The sequence below is a fragment of the Lacticaseibacillus hulanensis genome (assembly GCF_004010095.1).
Taxonomy (GTDB): Bacteria; Bacillota; Bacilli; order Lactobacillales; family Lactobacillaceae; genus Lacticaseibacillus; species Lacticaseibacillus hulanensis.
In genome coordinates this window covers 24,217-41,525 of sequence record NZ_RRYD01000029.1, presented here as the reverse complement: position 1 = coordinate 41,525, position 17,309 = coordinate 24,217, and the positions used below count along the sequence as shown (strand labels likewise).

At 53.1% G+C, this 17,309-nt stretch carries 13 protein-coding genes; 9 read left to right on the top strand and 4 right to left on the bottom strand.

Going from position 1 to position 17,309, the window contains the following annotated elements; all coding sequences use genetic code 11:
• The first annotated feature begins 239 nt into the window (after positions 1 to 239).
• From mnmA to recD2, 5 genes are all read left to right on the top strand, one after another.
• The gene (gene mnmA / locus EKN00_RS08205) at positions 240 to 1,361 is read left to right on the top strand and encodes a tRNA 2-thiouridine(34) synthase MnmA (RefSeq protein WP_277749633.1); all 1,122 of its coding nucleotides are present in this window, start codon (positions 240 to 242) and stop codon (positions 1,359 to 1,361) included.
• 278 nt (positions 1,362 to 1,639) lie between these two features.
• Positions 1,640 to 4,369 (top strand): HAD-IC family P-type ATPase, encoded by a 2,730-nt coding sequence (locus EKN00_RS08200; protein WP_127849651.1) that lies wholly within the window; start codon positions 1,640 to 1,642, stop codon positions 4,367 to 4,369.
• Between the two features lie 137 nt (positions 4,370 to 4,506).
• Positions 4,507 to 5,172 (top strand): histidine phosphatase family protein, encoded by a 666-nt coding sequence (locus EKN00_RS08195; RefSeq protein ID WP_127849650.1) that lies wholly within the window; start codon positions 4,507 to 4,509, stop codon positions 5,170 to 5,172.
• Between the two features lie 69 nt (positions 5,173 to 5,241).
• Entirely contained in the window at positions 5,242 to 5,901 is a 660-nt protein-coding gene (locus EKN00_RS08190) for a tetratricopeptide repeat protein (RefSeq protein WP_127849649.1), read from the top strand.
• On the top strand, positions 5,891 to 8,368 hold the full coding sequence (recD2, locus tag EKN00_RS08185; protein WP_127849648.1) for an SF1B family DNA helicase RecD2: 2,478 nt from the start codon (positions 5,891 to 5,893) through the stop codon (positions 8,366 to 8,368). Before EKN00_RS08190 ends, recD2 begins: the two co-directional genes overlap by 11 nt.
• Before the next feature lie 892 nt (positions 8,369 to 9,260).
• On the opposite strand, the gene EKN00_RS08180 is transcribed toward recD2, so the two are convergent.
• From EKN00_RS08180 to EKN00_RS08170, 3 genes are all read right to left on the bottom strand, one after another.
• The gene (locus EKN00_RS08180; protein ID WP_127849647.1) at positions 9,261 to 10,190 is read right to left on the bottom strand and encodes a diacylglycerol/lipid kinase family protein; all 930 of its coding nucleotides are present in this window, start codon (positions 10,188 to 10,190) and stop codon (positions 9,261 to 9,263) included.
• A gap of 230 nt (positions 10,191 to 10,420) precedes the next feature.
• The gene (rnjA, locus tag EKN00_RS08175; RefSeq protein WP_127849646.1) at positions 10,421 to 12,103 is read right to left on the bottom strand and encodes a ribonuclease J1; all 1,683 of its coding nucleotides are present in this window, start codon (positions 12,101 to 12,103) and stop codon (positions 10,421 to 10,423) included.
• A 3-nt stretch (positions 12,104 to 12,106) separates the two neighbouring features.
• Positions 12,107 to 12,319, bottom strand: coding sequence for a DNA-directed RNA polymerase subunit epsilon (locus EKN00_RS08170; protein ID WP_127849645.1), 213 nt, complete (start codon positions 12,317 to 12,319; stop codon positions 12,107 to 12,109).
• Positions 12,320 to 12,594: 275 nt separating this feature from the next.
• Between EKN00_RS08170 and EKN00_RS08165 the strand changes: the two genes are divergently transcribed.
• Positions 12,595 to 12,990 (top strand): hypothetical protein, encoded by a 396-nt coding sequence (locus EKN00_RS08165; protein ID WP_127849644.1) that lies wholly within the window; start codon positions 12,595 to 12,597, stop codon positions 12,988 to 12,990.
• Positions 12,991 to 13,056: 66 nt separating this feature from the next.
• Here EKN00_RS08165 and def read toward each other — a convergent pair whose 3' ends face one another.
• Positions 13,057 to 13,614 (bottom strand): peptide deformylase, encoded by a 558-nt coding sequence (def, locus tag EKN00_RS08160; RefSeq protein ID WP_127849643.1) that lies wholly within the window; start codon positions 13,612 to 13,614, stop codon positions 13,057 to 13,059.
• A gap of 379 nt (positions 13,615 to 13,993) precedes the next feature.
• Here def and EKN00_RS08155 point away from each other — a divergent pair, with 379 nt between their 5' ends.
• The 3 genes from EKN00_RS08155 to typA all read left to right on the top strand — a co-directional run bounded on the left by EKN00_RS08155 (position 13,994) and on the right by typA (position 17,157).
• Positions 13,994 to 14,740, top strand: a complete 747-nt coding sequence (locus EKN00_RS08155; RefSeq protein ID WP_127849642.1) for a P-type ATPase actuator domain-containing protein — start codon at positions 13,994 to 13,996, stop codon at positions 14,738 to 14,740.
• A gap of 129 nt (positions 14,741 to 14,869) precedes the next feature.
• Complete coding sequence (locus EKN00_RS08150; protein ID WP_127849641.1) at positions 14,870 to 15,157, top strand: UPF0223 family protein; 288 nt, start codon at positions 14,870 to 14,872, stop codon at positions 15,155 to 15,157.
• 152 nt (positions 15,158 to 15,309) lie between these two features.
• A complete protein-coding gene (gene typA, locus EKN00_RS08145) occupies positions 15,310 to 17,157 on the top strand; it encodes a translational GTPase TypA (protein ID WP_127849640.1) in 1,848 nt (615 codons plus the stop codon).
• The last annotated feature ends 152 nt before the right edge of the window (positions 17,158 to 17,309 follow it).

Below are 17,309 nucleotides of genomic sequence, written 5' to 3'. Positions count from 1 at the left end.
TTGGGGCTTCAACCGGCCGCACGGAAAATCCCAGCCGCACGGAACGCGCACCGGCCCCGCCCAGTCGCGGCCCCTATGCCACTCAGTACCTATTACCACCAAAACAACTGAAGCTGCCGGACAACGACAATTTGCTTACTAATGGTAGGCAAAATTGGCAATGACTGCTATACTAGAATTTACTGGAATTCCGACCTTCAAATCGGTGATTTTAGAATCTAATTGAAATGATGGTGATTATTGTGGACAATTCCAACATCCGCGTTGTTGTCGGCATGTCTGGCGGGGTGGACAGTTCCGTTTCGGCACTGCTACTCAAGCAGCAAGGCTACGACGTGGTCGGTGTGTTCATGAAGAACTGGGATGATACGAACGATGACGGTGTTTGTACCGCCACCGAAGATTACGATGACGTCGCTAAGGTAGCTGACGAAATCGGTATTCCGTATTACGGCATTAACTTCGAGAAGGAGTACTGGGACCGCGTGTTCACATACTTCCTCGACGAGTACAAGGCCGGCCGGACCCCCAACCCTGATGTAATGTGCAACAAGGAAATCAAGTTCAAGGCTTTCCTCGACTACGCAGAGCAGCTTGACGCTGATTACATCGCGATGGGCCACTACGCACAGGTAACCACCGACGAGAATGGTGTAACCCACATGCTTCGTGGTGCTGATCAGGGTAAGGATCAGACCTACTTCCTCAGCCAGCTGTCTCAGGACCAGCTGAAGAAGTCGATGTTCCCAATTGGCCACTTGCAGAAGAAGCAAGTTCGGGCAATTGCTGAGGCGGCTGGTTTGGCCACCGCCAAGAAGAAGGACTCCACTGGTATTTGCTTTATCGGTGAGCGCAACTTCAAGCACTTCCTGAGCGAGTTCCTGCCAGCACAGCCAGGGACCATGATGACGCGCGACGGTCAGGTGATGGGTGAGCACAGTGGGCTCATGTACTACACCATCGGCCAGCGTTCCGGCCTTGGGATTGGTGGGAGCAGCGAGAACTCCGAGCCATGGTTTGTTACCGGCAAGGACATCAAGAAGAACATTCTTTACGTCGGCCAAGGCTTCAACAACCCTGACCTGATGGCGACCAGTTTGGATTGCTCCGGCATTTCCTTTGCAACTGGCACGTGCCCAGGCGACGAGTTCCACATTACCGCCAAGTTCCGTTACCGCCAGCCAGATACCGGCGTGACGGTGAAGATGACTGGTGCAGACACCGCAACGGTTACGTTTGACGAGCCCGTTCGCGCAATCACGCCTGGCCAGGCCGTTGTTTTTTACGACGGTGAGGAGTGCCTCGGTGGCGGGACAATCAATCACGCCTACAGTGAGGTCCAGGAGCTTCAGTACGTTTAATTATAAAACGATTAGATAAATGATGATGTGGATTTACGTAGAATCTGCGCGCCGTCATTTTTTGCAAAAGGCTTGACGATATTCGTCGAGTTATGCTACCACAATCGCCCGTATTTGGGTGGTTGTGGCTTTTTTTGTTTCTGCAAAATATTTTAAATGGTAGGCCTAACGAACTATCTCGCGGTGGCATTAGTATGATAGAATTAAATTAAGCAGGTAAAGGTGATTAGTTAAAGCAACTAATCACCACCAAAAATAAATTATTAGAGGGTGATTGAATGGACTCTTCTGAGTCAAAGTCCGGAAGACCGGACGGGAAACAACAATCTGCTAAACCGCCGTTATGGCAATTAAGTAGTGACGAATTAGCCGCGCAGTACAAGACGGATATGGATAACGGGTTAAGCTCAACCGAGGCGCAAAAGCGTCTGCGCGAGTACGGACCCAATGCCTTGGTGGCGAAGAAACAGTCAAAGATTTTGCGCTTTTTCAAGCAGTTTAACGACAGCATCAACTACATTCTAGCTGCCGCTGCGATTTTGACCTTCTTCATGCACCATTACTCCGACTCAGCGGTTATCGCGCTCGTAATCATTGCGAACGCATTTATCGGTTATTTCCAGGAGGAGTCAGCCGACAACGCGCTTGCGAAGATTTCGGAGCTGCTTGTTGCCAGCAATTATGTCTACCGTGATGGGGACAAACTTGAATTATCCTCGCATGATTTGGTCCCAGGGGATCTCGTTCAGCTGGAAGCCGGTGACGCGGTGCCCGCTGACATGCGGTTAATCGAGGCGGATAACCTCAGTGTGCAGGAATCTGTGCTGACGGGGGAAACCAATTCGGTTGAAAAGACGGAAGATCCGCTTGGTGCGGCATCAATTCCGCTGGCCGAACGGACGAACATGGTCTTCGCGTCCACCGCGGTGACTACCGGTTCTGGCCTCGGGGTGGTTGTTGCCACTGGGGCGGACACCGAAATCGGGCACATCCAGGACAGCGTCAAGACGATTAAGCCAAAGCCAACACCATTGGTCCGCAACCTGAATAAGCTTGGGTTGCAGTTATCCCTTGCGATTGTTGCCGTGGCGATTTTGCTGTTCATCGTTGGGCTGTGGACGAAGGTTTACAGTCTGCCAACTCTGACGATTGCCGTCATCACGATGGTCGTTGGGTCCATGCCTGAAGGGCTACCAGCCAGCACGTCAGTTGTGCTTGCGATGGGGACGCGCAAGCTAACCAAGCAAAACGCGATTGTGAAGACCTTGCCGGCCGTTGAAACCTTGGGTGCCGTCGATATCATTAACAGTGATAAGACGGGGACACTCACGAAGAACGAAATGACGGTTACCGACATTGTCATTGGGACGAAGCAGTACACCGTTGATGGGGTCGGTTATGCCGCCGCTGGGCACATCATGGACGCGCGCGGCGCAACGGTTGATTGGCAAAATAACCAGGACCTGAAGTGGCTTGTCCGGATTGCGGGGGAAACCTCCGATGCGGAATTCCACGATGAAGATGGTCAGTGGGTGCTTACCGGTGAACCAACCGATGGCGCACTCACCTCGCTTTACCACAAGCTGACCGGCAAGGACCCAGATCCGGACGAAATTGACTCACTGCCATTTGACTCGCAGTTTCGTTACTCCGCCCGCATGGCGATGGTTGACGGACAAAAGGTCCTGATGGTGAAGGGGGCTCCACAAACCTTGGCGCGCTTGGCCAACTCGCACGGTACCCCAGTTGATGATGCCGAAATAGAGCGCCAGGTAACCCGCCTTGCCAGCGATGGTAAGCGGCTGGTGGCGGTCGGCTATCAGGTTGTTCCAGACGGCGTGGATGAAATCGACCAGGACGTAATCGGTGAAGGCTTGCACTTCGTCGGTCTTGTCGGGATTATTGACCCGCCACGGCCAGAGGTTGCCACCGCGATCTCGGAACTGCGGATTGCCGGCGTGAAGGTTAAGATGATTACCGGTGATGACCCGCGGACTGCCAGTGCAATTGCTAAGCAGCTGAACATGGGTGAATCCATTGAGGCCATTACCGGTCCGGAACTGGAGAAACTCAGTGATGAGCAGCTCGAGGACCAAATTGACCGGTACACCGTTTTTGCCCGGGCCACTCCAGAGGACAAGCTCCGAATTGTGCGCGCTCAGCAGGCACAAGGCCACGTTGTCGGTATGACCGGTGACGGGGTGAACGATGCGCCAGCGCTGAAGCAAGCTGATATCGGGATTGCCATGGGGATTAAGGGGACCGAAGTCGCGAAGGGTGCAGCCGACATGGTTCTGGCTGACGACAACTTCACAACGATTCTGACATCGGTGCGTGAAGGGCGCCACGTCTTCGACAACATTCGGAAGACGATTCGCTACCTGCTCCCAACCAGTTTTGCTGAAGGGCTGGTTGTTGTGCTCAGTATCGCGCTTCAGCAAGACATGCCACTGTTTCCAACCCAGCTGCTCTGGATTAACATGGTGTCGGCGCTGACCATTCAGTTTGCCTTCATCTTCGAACCACCAGAAACAGGCATCATGGCGCGGGGACCACGGAACGTTAACGAAGGGATTTTGACCAAGTGGCACGGGGTCGAAATTGCGTACGTTGCGCTGCTCATTGCCGGTATGGGGATATTCATCTTCGACTGGCTGCACGGCCAGGGGATGAGCACCGTTGTTGGTTCTACAGTTACCCTGCAGATTGTGATCTTCGGGAAGATTTTCTACCTGTTCAATCTGCGTAACAGCCACCCGGTCATCTCGAAGTACTTCTTCCAAAACAAGATGGCCTTCTGGATCATCGGCATCCTGCTGCTGCTCCAGTGCGGGATTATCTACCTGCCGTTCATGAACGGTATTTTCCACACCACACCGGTTAACTTCTTTGTGGGCTGGATTATTCCAACACTGGCAGGGCTGGTTGTACTGATTATTACGGAAGCCGTTAAGTTTGGTCGCTTGGCCATTCAAAAGCGGATTGCTGATAACTCCAACAAGATTTAAGCAACGCCCCGGAACGCTGACGGATTTGCCGTCCAGCACATTCCGGGGTTTTTTTGTCCAAGCAAAATTGCCTGCAAGGGATGCGAAAACAGCATTACCGTGGGATAATGGAGGTTATCTAGGTAGGGGGAAAGATTTTGACGCGTTTATATTTTATTCGTCACGGTAAAACACAGTGGAACCTCGAGGGCCGGTACCAGGGCGCCGCGGGGGATTCACCACTGCTTCCAGAAAGTTTCGTGCAGATTGCGGCTCTGGCCAAGTATCTCGATGGCACCAAATTTGCGCACGCGTATGTAAGTCCCCTGCAACGGACCCGCACAACGGCCCAGACACTGCTGAAGGCACTGAACCACAAAGTACCACTAACGGTGATGCCGGCTTTGCGTGAATTCAATTTGGGTCTCATGGAAGGCCAGACGTTCGTCGACGTTGAGGCAAAGTGGCCCAAGGAGCTTCACGCATTCCGGCACGACCCGGCCAATTATGACCCGCGCGCCCTGCACGGTGAAAGCTTTCCGCAGCTGCTGGAGCGCATGACGCCGGCAATTCAGGCCGCGGTGGCAGCTGATGACACGGGGAAGGCCAATCTGCTCTTCATCGGGCACGGGGCCTCACTCGCCGCGCTCATTCAGCACCTGGTGGGCACACCGATTGCGGACCTGCGCAAGGACGGTGGCCTCACCAACAGCAGTCTCACCATTATTGAGACCGTGGAAGGACCAAAGCTGCCGTATAAGATGGTGAAGTGGAATGACACCCACTTCCTGCCGGGCAAGCGGGACGCAACTGACACAATTTAAACCGGCGTATGGCGCAAGCAAGTAGATATTTTGCTTGCGCTTTGCAATTGAACATGGTGGAGGTAAATCATGCAAGAAATCATTGATCAGTTCAATGGGGGCGATAAGGAAGCCGCAATCAGTGCCGCGGTGCATTACATTGACGAGCACCCACGCGAGGTGGACGCATACCGCATGCTGGCGGCGATGCTGATTAACATGAAGGCGTTCGACCAGGCAGATGAGCTCATCGTTAAAGCCCTCGGCCTCTTTCGCGATGACCCTGAGTTGCGCTACAACTGGGGTTTGTCGGCTTACCAGCAGGGCAGCTTTAAGGACGCACTCGCACGCCTGCTGCCACTGACGGGCAAGGAGATTACGCCGTCACTGCGGGCCGATGCCGCGTACATGGTTGCACTGTCCTACCAGGAGCTCGGGGATGACGTGCGGGCGGTCGCCTTTGCGATGACGGCCCACGATTTGTTCCCCGAAGCGATTGATGCGGCAGTGCTTACGGCCAACTTGCTGCTGGGTCAGGGTGTCAATGAGCCAGTTAAGCCAATCTTGGCGCCACTGCTGAAGACAGGGAACGCTCAGGTGTTGCTCGCATACGGCATGGCCGTGAGCGCGACGGGTGAGGACGGCTCGCAATATCTGGATGAGGCAAAGAAGGCGGACCCTGATTCATACCAGCGTGCCCGGGAACTCGTGCACTTTTTAAGCGAGCAGGAGCAGCACGATGAACAATGATGAGGCGACCGTCAGCGGCAAGCTGAAGAGCATCTTCTTCACCAGTCCGAACAGTCTGTTCAAAATTTTGCTCATTCAAATCACCGCTATTTCCGTCAAGTGGACCGAACCCGAAATTGTTGTGAAGGGTGATTTTGCCGATATGAAGGAAGACGAAACATACACCTTCACCGGCCACATGGAAAACCATCCCAAGTACGGACAGCAATTTGCCGCCACTAGCTACAAAAGTGACCAACCGACTAGTCGCGAGGGATTAATCAATTACCTGGCGAGCTCTCGGTTCCCAGGCATCGGGGCGAAAACGGCCACGAAGATTGTTGACGTGCTCGGCATGGACGCAATTGACCAAATCCTGAAGAACCCGAAGAAGCTGGATCAGGTTGGCCTACGCGCGGAAAAGGCGACGCTGCTCATTGCCGCACTGAAGGAAAACCTGGGGATGGAGCAAATCGTCATTGGCCTGGCCCAGTACGGCATCAGTGGGAACTTGGCGGGGAAGGTTTTTAACCAGTACCACGAGGACGCACTGGAAATCATCAAGACCAACCCGTACCAGCTGGTCAGCGATATCGTCGGCATTGGCTTTGTGACGGCCGACCGCATTGCGGCTGGACTTGGGTTTGCGTTGGATGCGCCCGAGCGGATTGCTGGTGCGTTGCTCGCTGCCCTTGAGGAGCGCACTGAAAGCGAGGGGGACACGTACGTCGAACCCGATGACCTGTTCAATGCGGCGCGCCAGCTGCTTGGTAATCGCGGCGTCTCCGATGAGGTGCTGCTTCAGGCCATTGCGGAGTTAGTGCAGCAGCGCCGGCTGGTGACCCACGATGGGCATTTGTTCCCCAAGCGGTTGTACGACGCGGAAGTCCAAATTGCGCGGCAGCTCGCCGGTCTTGCCAGCGTCAAGGAGAATGTACCCAGCGAAAAGGCGGTGGCCAAGGCGATTGACCACGCTGAGGACACGCTGGGCATTGAGTATGACGGCACGCAGATTGAGGCAATCAAGGAAGCTTTGACCAGTTCAGTCTTTGTTTTGACTGGGGGCCCAGGCACCGGGAAGACCACAATTATCAACGCGGTCGTCCACGGCTTTGCCGAGTTGCACGATATCGACCTGGATCCGAACAAGTACCGCGGGACCGAAACGTTCCCGATTATGCTTGCCGCCCCAACCGGACGTGCGGCCAAGCGCATTGCCGAGACCACGAATTTGCCCTCCAGCACGATTCACCGACTGCTCGGGATGGGCATTGACGATGCCAGTTACGAGGAGCGCGACCTGCCGGATGGGCTGCTGATTGTGGATGAGGTGTCCATGGTGGATACGTACCTGCTGCGGACGTTGTTAAACGCAGCGCATCCGGGTGTGACCATCGTTTTGGTTGGGGATAAGGACCAGCTGCCATCGGTTGGTCCGGGCCAGGTTTTCGCCGATATTCTGAGCAGTCACGCGCTGCCGAGTGTCGAGCTCACGCACATTCACCGGCAGGACGATAATTCGTCCATCGTGCCTCTTGCCCACGCAATCAACGAGGGTGAATTGCCGCCTGACCTGTTAACGCAAAAACCGGACCGCAGCTTCTTTGCGTGCAGTCCGGAACAGGTGCCACAGGTGGTTGAACAGGTGGTCGCGGCGGCGGTGCGCAAGGGCTTTGACCCGCTGCAGGTGCAGGTGCTTGCGCCAATGTATCGGGGTAGTGCCGGCGTTGACCGCTTAAACCCATTAGTTCAGGAAATCTTCAACCCGGCCGGCGCCCACAGCAAGCAGGTTGAGACCGCTAGCGGGATGATATTCCGCATTGGCGACAAGGTTCTGCAGCTGGTGAATAATCCCGAAAACAACGTGTACAACGGTGAAATCGGCAAGGTCGTTGGGATTACCAAGGCCGAAAAGGGTCACGGCGATTCGCTCACCATTGATTTTGACGGTAATGAGCTTCAGTACGACCGCGGTGATTGGTCCAAAATCACACTGGCGTACGCGACCAGCATCCACAAGGCGCAGGGGAGCGAGTTCGACATGGTCATTTTGCCGCTCACACTCCAAAGCCGCCGCATGCTCAAGCGGAACCTTGTGTACACGGCCATCACGCGGGCAAAACGATTCCTCATCCTCATTGGTGAGCCAAGTGCGTTCAGCTTAGCGGCAACCACACTGGCGGCAAATCGCAAAACCGGCCTCGTCGCCCAGCTGCGCGCCGCGTTCGGCCTAAAGGATGCGGGTGGTGCAACCCCTGATGATGGCAAACCAGCAGCAGAAGATTTGCAAGCCGCTGATCGACAGGTTGAGGTTAATCAGTCCTCAAGCGTTCATGATTCCGGAGTCGCGGAGGAGCCAGAAGCAGTCGAAGCTGAGCAACGGAAGCTTCCAGAGTTCTTGACGAACGAGATGGTGGCAAACAATACGGTTGATCCACTAATCGGGATGGACGGCATCACGCCCGCCTCATTCATGAAGCAGGCTTAGCTGACGCGTCCGGCAGCGTAAGTCATTGGTGAAGTTCTGGGCATGGTAGTGGTCTAGGGCCGCGCCTGAGCGGGGCCGGTGCGCGTTCCGTGCGGCTGGGATTTTCCGTGCGGCCGGTTGAAGCCCCAAAAACCGGGTCTTCAACCTAAAAATTGAGCCCCGCCTCGCCGTTCTTCGGGTTACGAACTTAATACGTATTGTTAGGACCTGCTGGGAAATCTTTTTCTCCTGGCGGGTCTTAATTTTTGCCGGCTATGGTGTGGAGAAGCCCGGCGCAAAAACCGCACCGGTCTTCTCTCACCATAGCTTTCACAGGAAAATCCCAACCGCACTACACGCGCACCGACCCCGCCCAGTCGCTACAGCGTTGGTTAAAAAATAAATCTTTCGACGGCACCATATAAAACAGAAATAACTGTCGTACCGGAATCAGTCACGCTTCATGGACGTTATGTCTCCTAGCAATACGAGGCAACTGAGATTTCACTTACTATCCAGCGGAGCGTTGTGGGGTTTGGCCGGAGGGTCCGGGCTGGGTCTCGGGTGTGCCGCCCAACTGTGGCAACAGTAAAACCTGGGATGACTGGCGGGTTTTGCCAGGCATCTCAGGTTTTACTGAGGGAAAAATTTAGATTTGTGTGAGGAGCATTGGGGATTTGGGTACGAGATAGAACATGCGATTAAATGCCAAACATCGTACGAGTTAGACGTTAACCGCGACGATGCAAAGCTAAATTTTTAGTCTGGAGACGGCGGTTTTCCGGCTCCAGACGACCGCCACAGCGACCACGGCGAAGCACACCCGAGGCCCAGCCCGGACCCGGAGGCCAAACCCCACAACGCGGAGCCTCCCACTGGTATACCTCCACAAAACTACTTAAGCCGGACAGAGTTATTGCCACAGTAGTTGTGGTACCGTGCTGAGTTCGAGGTCGAAGAGGCGGCTGCCAAGTTCGTGGCCGTCGACGTGGCCGAACTCCAGCGTGTTTGTAGTCATGCGGAGGTGGTTACCGTAGTAGTGGTGAATTGCGCTCGTTTCTTTCGGCTTGCCGATTATCAGCATGAACAGCAGGAACAATAGGTGGAAGATGTTCACGTCCCGCACCGCAAGTAAGTCGATGCCGGGCGTTTCTAGCGTGTTCTTTGTGTCCAGCTTCATGCCCGCATAGTAGGGGTGAACCAGCGCGGTGCAGATTAACAGGTCGCCGATTAACTCGTTCTTCCCGTTGTGGTGAATCGCTGCACCAAATGGCTGACGGTTCACAAATGCGGACAGCAGCTGGGCAATGCGGACGCCCCGGTTAACGCGTCGATGCCGCAGCACGGGCAAGCTCGTGGTCCCGCCACTTGCGTAAACCACCGCTGCGTCGAGGCCAACGCCAAGTGTGCTGACAAAATAGCCAGATGACTTGTAGGTCAACTCCTTGTAATGCCCGATGTGGATGGTGCGCGGCTTTTCGGTATCGAGAATCTGGTTGATTGCCGTGAGCGGATCGGTGCTGATTCCCGCTGCCGAGGCGAAGTCCACGTCATTGCCCGCCGGAACGTAGGCGAGGGGCATCGTTGTGTTCCCCGAAGCGCGGAGACCGTTGACCGCCTGGTTGAGCGTGCCATCCCCGCCAATGACGACCATGACCCCATCCTTATGTGCCGCAAACTCACCTACCTGATGGGCCAGTTGTTCAGTGTGCCCGTGATGCTGGACAACGCGTACCGCAAATTCTGTGTTAGTCTCGGCTAACCGCTGCTTAACTACCTGCCAGGCTGCCCCCGCAGTTCGTGAACCAGCACCTGGATTGAAAATGATGTACAGGTAGGGCATAACGAACCTCCGAAAAATTTACTCTACATAAAAGTATACCGGTCTGCCCATTGAAACACAACTGTAACGGGGCTGCCATCGTTAGGTAATGAACAATAAGTGGCAATTCGTCTCATTATCAGCGGGAAAGTCCGACGTTGTGCGCCTGCCAATCATGGGAAAAGATCCAGTTACGCGTTGAAATTTTGCCACAAAAAATGCGTTCGACCTGAGCCGAACGCATTGATTGGTTAGAGCGTAATCAACATTGGAATAATAATTGGTCGGCGCTCTGTCCGCTTGAACAGGAATTCTGACAACGCATTAGTGATGGCGTCCTTGAGCATTGCCTCGGATACCTTCTCGTTATCGTTAAAAGTCGTCTTGATGGTCTTATAAATCTGGCGCTGGGCCTGATTAATCAGCTCGCCGGATTCACGCATGTAGACAAATCCGCGGGAGAGCAGGTCAGGACCGGCAAGAACCGTGTGCTTTTGCATGTTGATGGTCGCAACGACCACAACTAGGCCTTCTTCAGAGAGCATCCGCCGATCACGAATGACGGCATTACCGATGTCCCCAATTCCGCTACCGTCGATGTAAACATCACCAGCAGGGAAGTGGCCGGCACGGCGCGCTGAGTTCTCAGTGAGGGCGAGGACGTCACCATTTTCCATGATGAACGTGTTTTCCTCGGGAACCCCACAGAGCTGCGCCAGTTCGGTGTGAATCTTCTGCATCCGGTATTCACCGTGGCATGGCATGAAGAACTTAGGCTTCATCAGCCGAAGCATCAGCTTTTGTTCTTCCTGACCACCGTGACCAGACGTGTGGATGTTGTTAATCTTACCGTGGATGACGTTGGCGCCGGCTGCTTCCAGTTGGTTGATGACGGCGTTCACGCTGGTCGTGTTCCCAGGAATTGGGTTACTTGAGAAGACGACCGTGTCGCCGGGCTGGATACTAATCTGCCGGTGGGTACCGTTAGCAATCCGCGAAAGGGCGGCCATTGGTTCACCTTGCGACCCGGTACACAGAATCATGACCTTGTCGGCTGGCAGGCGGTTGAGTTCGTGGGCGTCAACGAGGACGTCGTCTGGAATATCAAGGTAGCCAAGTTCACGGCCATTCACGATTGCGGTTTCCATTGACCGTCCGAACACGGCAATCTTGCGGCCATTGTTCATGGCTGCCTCAGCTGCCTGGGCCACACGGGAAATGTTGGAGGCGAAGGTGGCAAAGATGATGCGGCCCTCGATGCCTTCAAAAATGTGGCGAATGGAATGACCAACAAACCGCTCCGACTTGGTGAAGTTCGGGATTTCGGCGTTCGTACTGTCGGACATGAGGAGCAAGACGCCTTCCTCACCGAGACGGGCCATCCGCTGCAGGTTAGGCGAAGGCTGATCACCAACTGGGGTCAGGTCGAACTTGAAGTCCCCGGTTTCCACAATTACACCATTTGGCGTGTGCACCGCAATCCCGAGGGTGTCAGGAATACTGTGGGTCGTGCGGAAGAAGTCGACGGACATGTTGTCGAACTTGAGGACACTGTCTTCGTCGATTTCGACAAGCTTGGTTGACCGCAGAATCCCGTGTTCTTCCAGCTTACCCCGAATGAGGGCGGCCGCAAGCGGTGGGGCGTATACCGGCACGTCAGGCAGGGCCTTCAGGAAGTAAGGAATACCCCCGATGTGGTCTTCGTGACCGTGCGTGATAACGAGGGCCTTAATCTTGTCCTTGTTCTGCACCAGGTAGGAGTAATCAGGAATAACGTAATCAATCCCGAGCAGGTCGTCTTCGGGGAACTTAATTCCGGCGTCGATTACGACAATTTCGTCTTGGTACTGAATGCCATACGTGTTTTTACCAATTTCACCCAAACCACCGACGGCAAACGCCGCGGTTTCATTTTTCTTGATGTTGAGCTTCATAGACTATAACTCCGTAATTTTGAATTCAGGAGACTGCTGTTCGTAGGCAAGGAAGTCGCCGCTCAGTTCCTGAATAAGTTCAATGTTGTAGTCGGTCTTGTTTTCAACGAGCGCACGTGCTGCAACAGCAGAATCGGCCTCAATGTAAATTGAGCGCGTGTTTTCGCGACGTGGGTTCTCAATTTTGTTAGGCTGGAAAAGTACTTTGTAAATCATAAAAATGGTTCTCCTTTCAAGTACACAAAAAGTGGTCCTCACGCTGAGGATTTTTGTGTTTATACCCGCACATTGTTGGCAAAAAGCCAAACGTTACTAACATTCTAGCATAATGTGTTGGGTGAGGGAAGAAAAGTGCCAATAAGCGCGTGGTTTCTTCCATATAGAAGGCCTCGGTCAATCCGCGGATAAGCATTCATTAAAGTATTATCAATATCTTGGGGCACAGTTCGTTAATGTGCGATAATTAGGGTGGCAGAAAAGAGGGGTGAGCCATGGATCCGAAAATCATCTTCATTGTTTGTTTGATTATTATTATCTTAGTGATTATTGCGGGAATCCGGTTGGTTGAACGGCGGCGGGAAACACGCTGGTTAGATTCAACGAACAAACTGGTTAAGCCCGTATTGAAGGAACTTGGGCTGAATCCTGTTAATGGTCACCCCGTGGACAAGGTCTGGGGGCGCAATCTTGCCCTCACGAATTTCCGGGTGCCAGTCAAGGGTGACTTGACGGTGGAGCAGGTGCGCACAGCATTCAGCCAGATTCCCCGCGACCTACTTGAACTAACCGACGTGTGGATTCGAAACGGTGAACTTAACGTCGATGTCACACTGATGGTGAACATGAGCACTAGGGGTTACGTCAACGATTTGCGCAAGCTAAACTAACTTGGCGAGCCGACAAAAAAAGAGCACGTATCCGGCCACTGTGGCTGAACACGTGCTCTTTTTAGGTTAGCTGAGGAGAATGCCTTGTGGGTCTTCCAGTTCGAACGGCTTGTCCTTGCGAATGTGATCGTAGAACAAGATGCCATTCAGGTGGTCGATTTCGTGCTGAACGACGATTGCGGGGTAGTGCTTGAGCCGCAACTTCTTTTCCTCACCGTCAAGCGTGTTGTACTTAATGGTGACACGGTCGTGACGGGGAACATAACCAGGGTGGGGGTCGTCAACTGACAGGCAACCTTCACCTTCAGCAAGCGCCGCACTCTGAACGGAGTGGCTGACAACGCGGGGGTTGACGAGCACGTCCTGCAAGAAGATGCCGCCATCGTCATCTGGAATCAAAACGGCGGTCATGGCAACAGAGCGATCCACTTGGGGTGCGGCCAGGCCAACACCCGGACGTAATTTATATTTTTTGTTTTCTTCCTCGTCCTGACTGATGACCAGGTATTCCATTAGGTCGTGGGCAAGTTGCTTGTCCGCATCACTAAGCGGAAAAGTGAGTTGTTTGGCGGTGGCACGCAACACAGGGTTGGGGTCGCGAACGATATCTTTCATTAAAAACACGGTATGTGCCTCCTGCTATCTATTTCTGTAAACAGCGTAGCATAAAAAGGCCGATAATGCTAACGATTCGCGCTAGCAAAGTGCTGATTTAATGCAGGTTAGCCACGATTTTTTGCGCAAGTTACTTACAAATAGTTTGACCCAGCTTGTTATTTGGCGGTATAATAAATTCAGAAAAGTATGTGGTGCGTAGCCCTTGTCAGACTGGCACCCGAAAGGTAGGTGAGTACAATGACACACGAAACTAAACCTGGAAATAATTCGGACAACGCAGATCCCGGAAGTCGTGACGTTGTACCGCCTGCCTTAAGGTGGTAGTAGTTTAATATTTTAGGGTAGCGGTCATCGTCACGCCTCCGGTATAAGGAGGGTAAGGACGATGCTGAAATTTGTAAACAGCGGACTTTCCCAGACAGAAGTTCGGCGCCTGCGTGCAATGCGGAGCACCGAACCAATGGTCACCCGCGCATGGAACGTGTTGTTGCCACTGGCAGCGACGGTTCTTGCAGCAGGCGTGTTGGCCGAATTGGTCTTGGGGATTTACGCGATTGTTGTAGTGAGCATTCTTGGCGGAATGCTTGTAGTTTGGGCTATGTTGCGGTTGCGCGCAGCAGTTGCGGTTGTTAATGATCAGCACGAGCGCGTTCAAGTAGTTCGTGAAGGTCTCATTCGCCGCGTGTCTGTCGCTGATTTGGTTGCTGGCGATGTACTGGTTCTCGGAAGTGGTGCAATTGCTCCGGTTGATGTGCGGGTGAATCAGCACGTCATTGGCGCCGGTGAGACGGTAACAGACGACGTGGTCGCAATTGTTGTGGCAGTGGGGACCGACCGGAAGCTGGCACGGGAAATGAACGTGACCAGCAAGGCGTTCACAATTGAGGATTTACTTGATTTTGTGCGTGCTCTGGCGGCGATTCGCCCTGCTGGTGTTATTTTGCCGAGAATTCAGTACTTCGCGGACGTTGCTTTGACCAGCGCCGCACGGGTACTAATCGCGACGATGATGAAGGTGAGCAAGCTTGCCGGCACGATGGCCCATATGGTCAGTCGAGAGCGTGCGATAGCTTTCCGGCACAACCAGGGACCAGTCTCGTGGTTGCAGACTCAATATGCTCAATCAATATAATTCAAGGATTTAACCAGCAGGGGGTCGCTCGCAAAGTGCGACCCTTTGTTCTGGAAAAAATTCCCGCTCGGCAAATGTGGGGCGGGTGAGCACCATAAAAAAGCGTTATAATAAGAGGAGCGTTAATTAGTGAAACCAAACTACACTTACCCACTTGATCTTGACTGGACCAAGGATGAAATGATTGCGGTCACGACGTTTTACACCCAGGTCGAGGATGCGTACGAGCGTGGGGTTAATCGGGAAAACCTGCTCGCAGCGTACAGTGGGTTTAAGCAGGTTGTGCCCGATAAGGCAACGGAAAAGCAGTACGACCGTGAGTTTGCAGAGCTAACTGACTATTCAACCTACCGCACGGTGCAAGCTGCGCGGAAGGCGGCACCGGGAAGTACGGTGCGGATGAAACCGGTAAATTGAACTAAATAGTGAAAGTTTCAAGTGAATTTGAAAGTTTATTTTCAGTAAACAGTACATTTCACCGAGACTGTGCTATACTGCTAATTTGTATGTTGGGGTCAAAGACGACCCCATAATCACGGAAAAATAGATACGCGAGAGGAAGGCCACCATTGAAAACACGCGACGACATTCGTAACATTGCGATTATTGCCCACGTTGACCACGGGAAGACAACCCTGGTTAACGAAATGCTAAAGCAGTCTGATACACTTGACCAGCACACCCAGATCGGGGACCGTGCCATGGATACTAACCCAATTGAAAAGGAACGCGGGATTACCATCCTGAGTAAGAACACGGCGGTCAAGTACAAAGACACGACCATCAACATCCTGGACACACCAGGGCACGCCGACTTCGGTGGTGAAGTTGAACGTATTATGAAGATGGTTGACGGGGTTTTACTCGTCGTTGACGCTTTCGAAGGGACCATGCCTCAGACACGTTTCGTTCTGAAGAAGGCACTTGAACAGCACCTGACCCCAATCGTTGTTATTAACAAGATTGACCGTCCAGGCGCTCGTCCTGAAGAAGTTGTTGATGAAGTACTTGAACTCTTCATCGAACTCGGTGCTGACGATGATCAGCTCGAATTCCCAATCGTTTACGCTTCTGCTATCAACGGGACGACGAGTCTTGATGAAGACCTGTCCACCCAGAAGCACACGATGGACCCACTGTTTGACACAATCGTTAAGACGATTCCAGCCCCAATTGATAACTCCGACGAACCTTTGCAGTTCCAAGTTTCCATGCTTGACTACAACGATTACCTCGGTCGTATCGGGATTGGCCGTGTCTTCCGCGGTAAGATCAAGATTGGTGATTCCGTTACCGTTATGAAGCTTGACGGCTCAACCAAGAACTTCCGTGTCACCAAGCTCTTTGGTTTCTTCGGTTTGCACCGTGTTGAAATCAACGAAGCAAAGGCCGGCGATTTGATTGCCGTTTCTGGGATGGATGATATCTTTGTTGGGGAAACCGTTGCGGCAACCGACCACGAAGAAGCACTTCCTATCTTGCGGATTGACGAACCTACGCTGCAGATGCTCTTCCTTGCTAACGACAGTCCTTTTGCTGGTCGTGAAGGTAAGAACGTTACCGCACGTAAGCTCGAAGACCGTCTCCGTCAGCAGCTCCAGACCGACGTTTCCCTCCGCGTTGAAAACACGGATACTGCCGGTATGTGGGAAGTTTCCGGTCGTGGTGAATTGCACTTGTCCATCCTTGTTGAAGAACTTCGCCGTGAAGGCTTTGAACTTCAGCTTGGTCGCCCACAAGTTATCTACCGCGAAGTTGATGGTGTGATGTGCGAACCTTACGAAATGGTTCAAATTGACACACCTGAACAGTACACTGGGACCGTTATTGACGCTATGTCCCAGCGTAAGGGTGAAATGCAGAACATGGAAAACGAAGGTAACGGCCAGACACGTCTGTCCTTCCTCGTTCCTTCCCGTGGTCTGATCGGTTACTCAACCGAATTCCTTTCCGCTACTGGTGGTTATGGGATCATGAACCACACCTTCGAAAAGTACGCTCCAGTGATTAAGAACTGGGAACCAGGCCGTAGCAACGGTGCCCTGGTTTCCATCAATGCTGGGACCGCAACGACTTACTCCCTCCAGAGTGTTGAAGACCGTGGTGTCCTCTTCATTGATGCCGGGACCGAAGTCTACGAAGGGATGATTGTTGGGCAGAACTCCCGTGAAAGCGACATCGCTGTCAACGTCACGAAGGGTAAGAACCTGACCAACACCCGTGCTTCTGGTAAGGACCACGCTGCTGCTATCAAGACCCCTAAGCAGATGACCCTCGAATCTTCCATCGAATTCTTGAACGACGATGAATACTGTGAAGTAACTCCGCAGAGCATCCGTCTCCGTAAGAAGATTTTGAACACCGGTGAACGGACCAAGTCTGACAAGCGTCGCAAGATGAACGCTGCTAAGGCATAATAATAATTCAGGAAAACTCTCACGTTTATGCGTGGGAGTTTTTTTGTCGCAGTCTGCCAATTGTGACGAAATATTGGGAAATGGGAAACAAAGGCGAACGTTCGGCACCAATTTCTTAAAATTAATAGACAAGAAGCGGATTGGGACGCGGT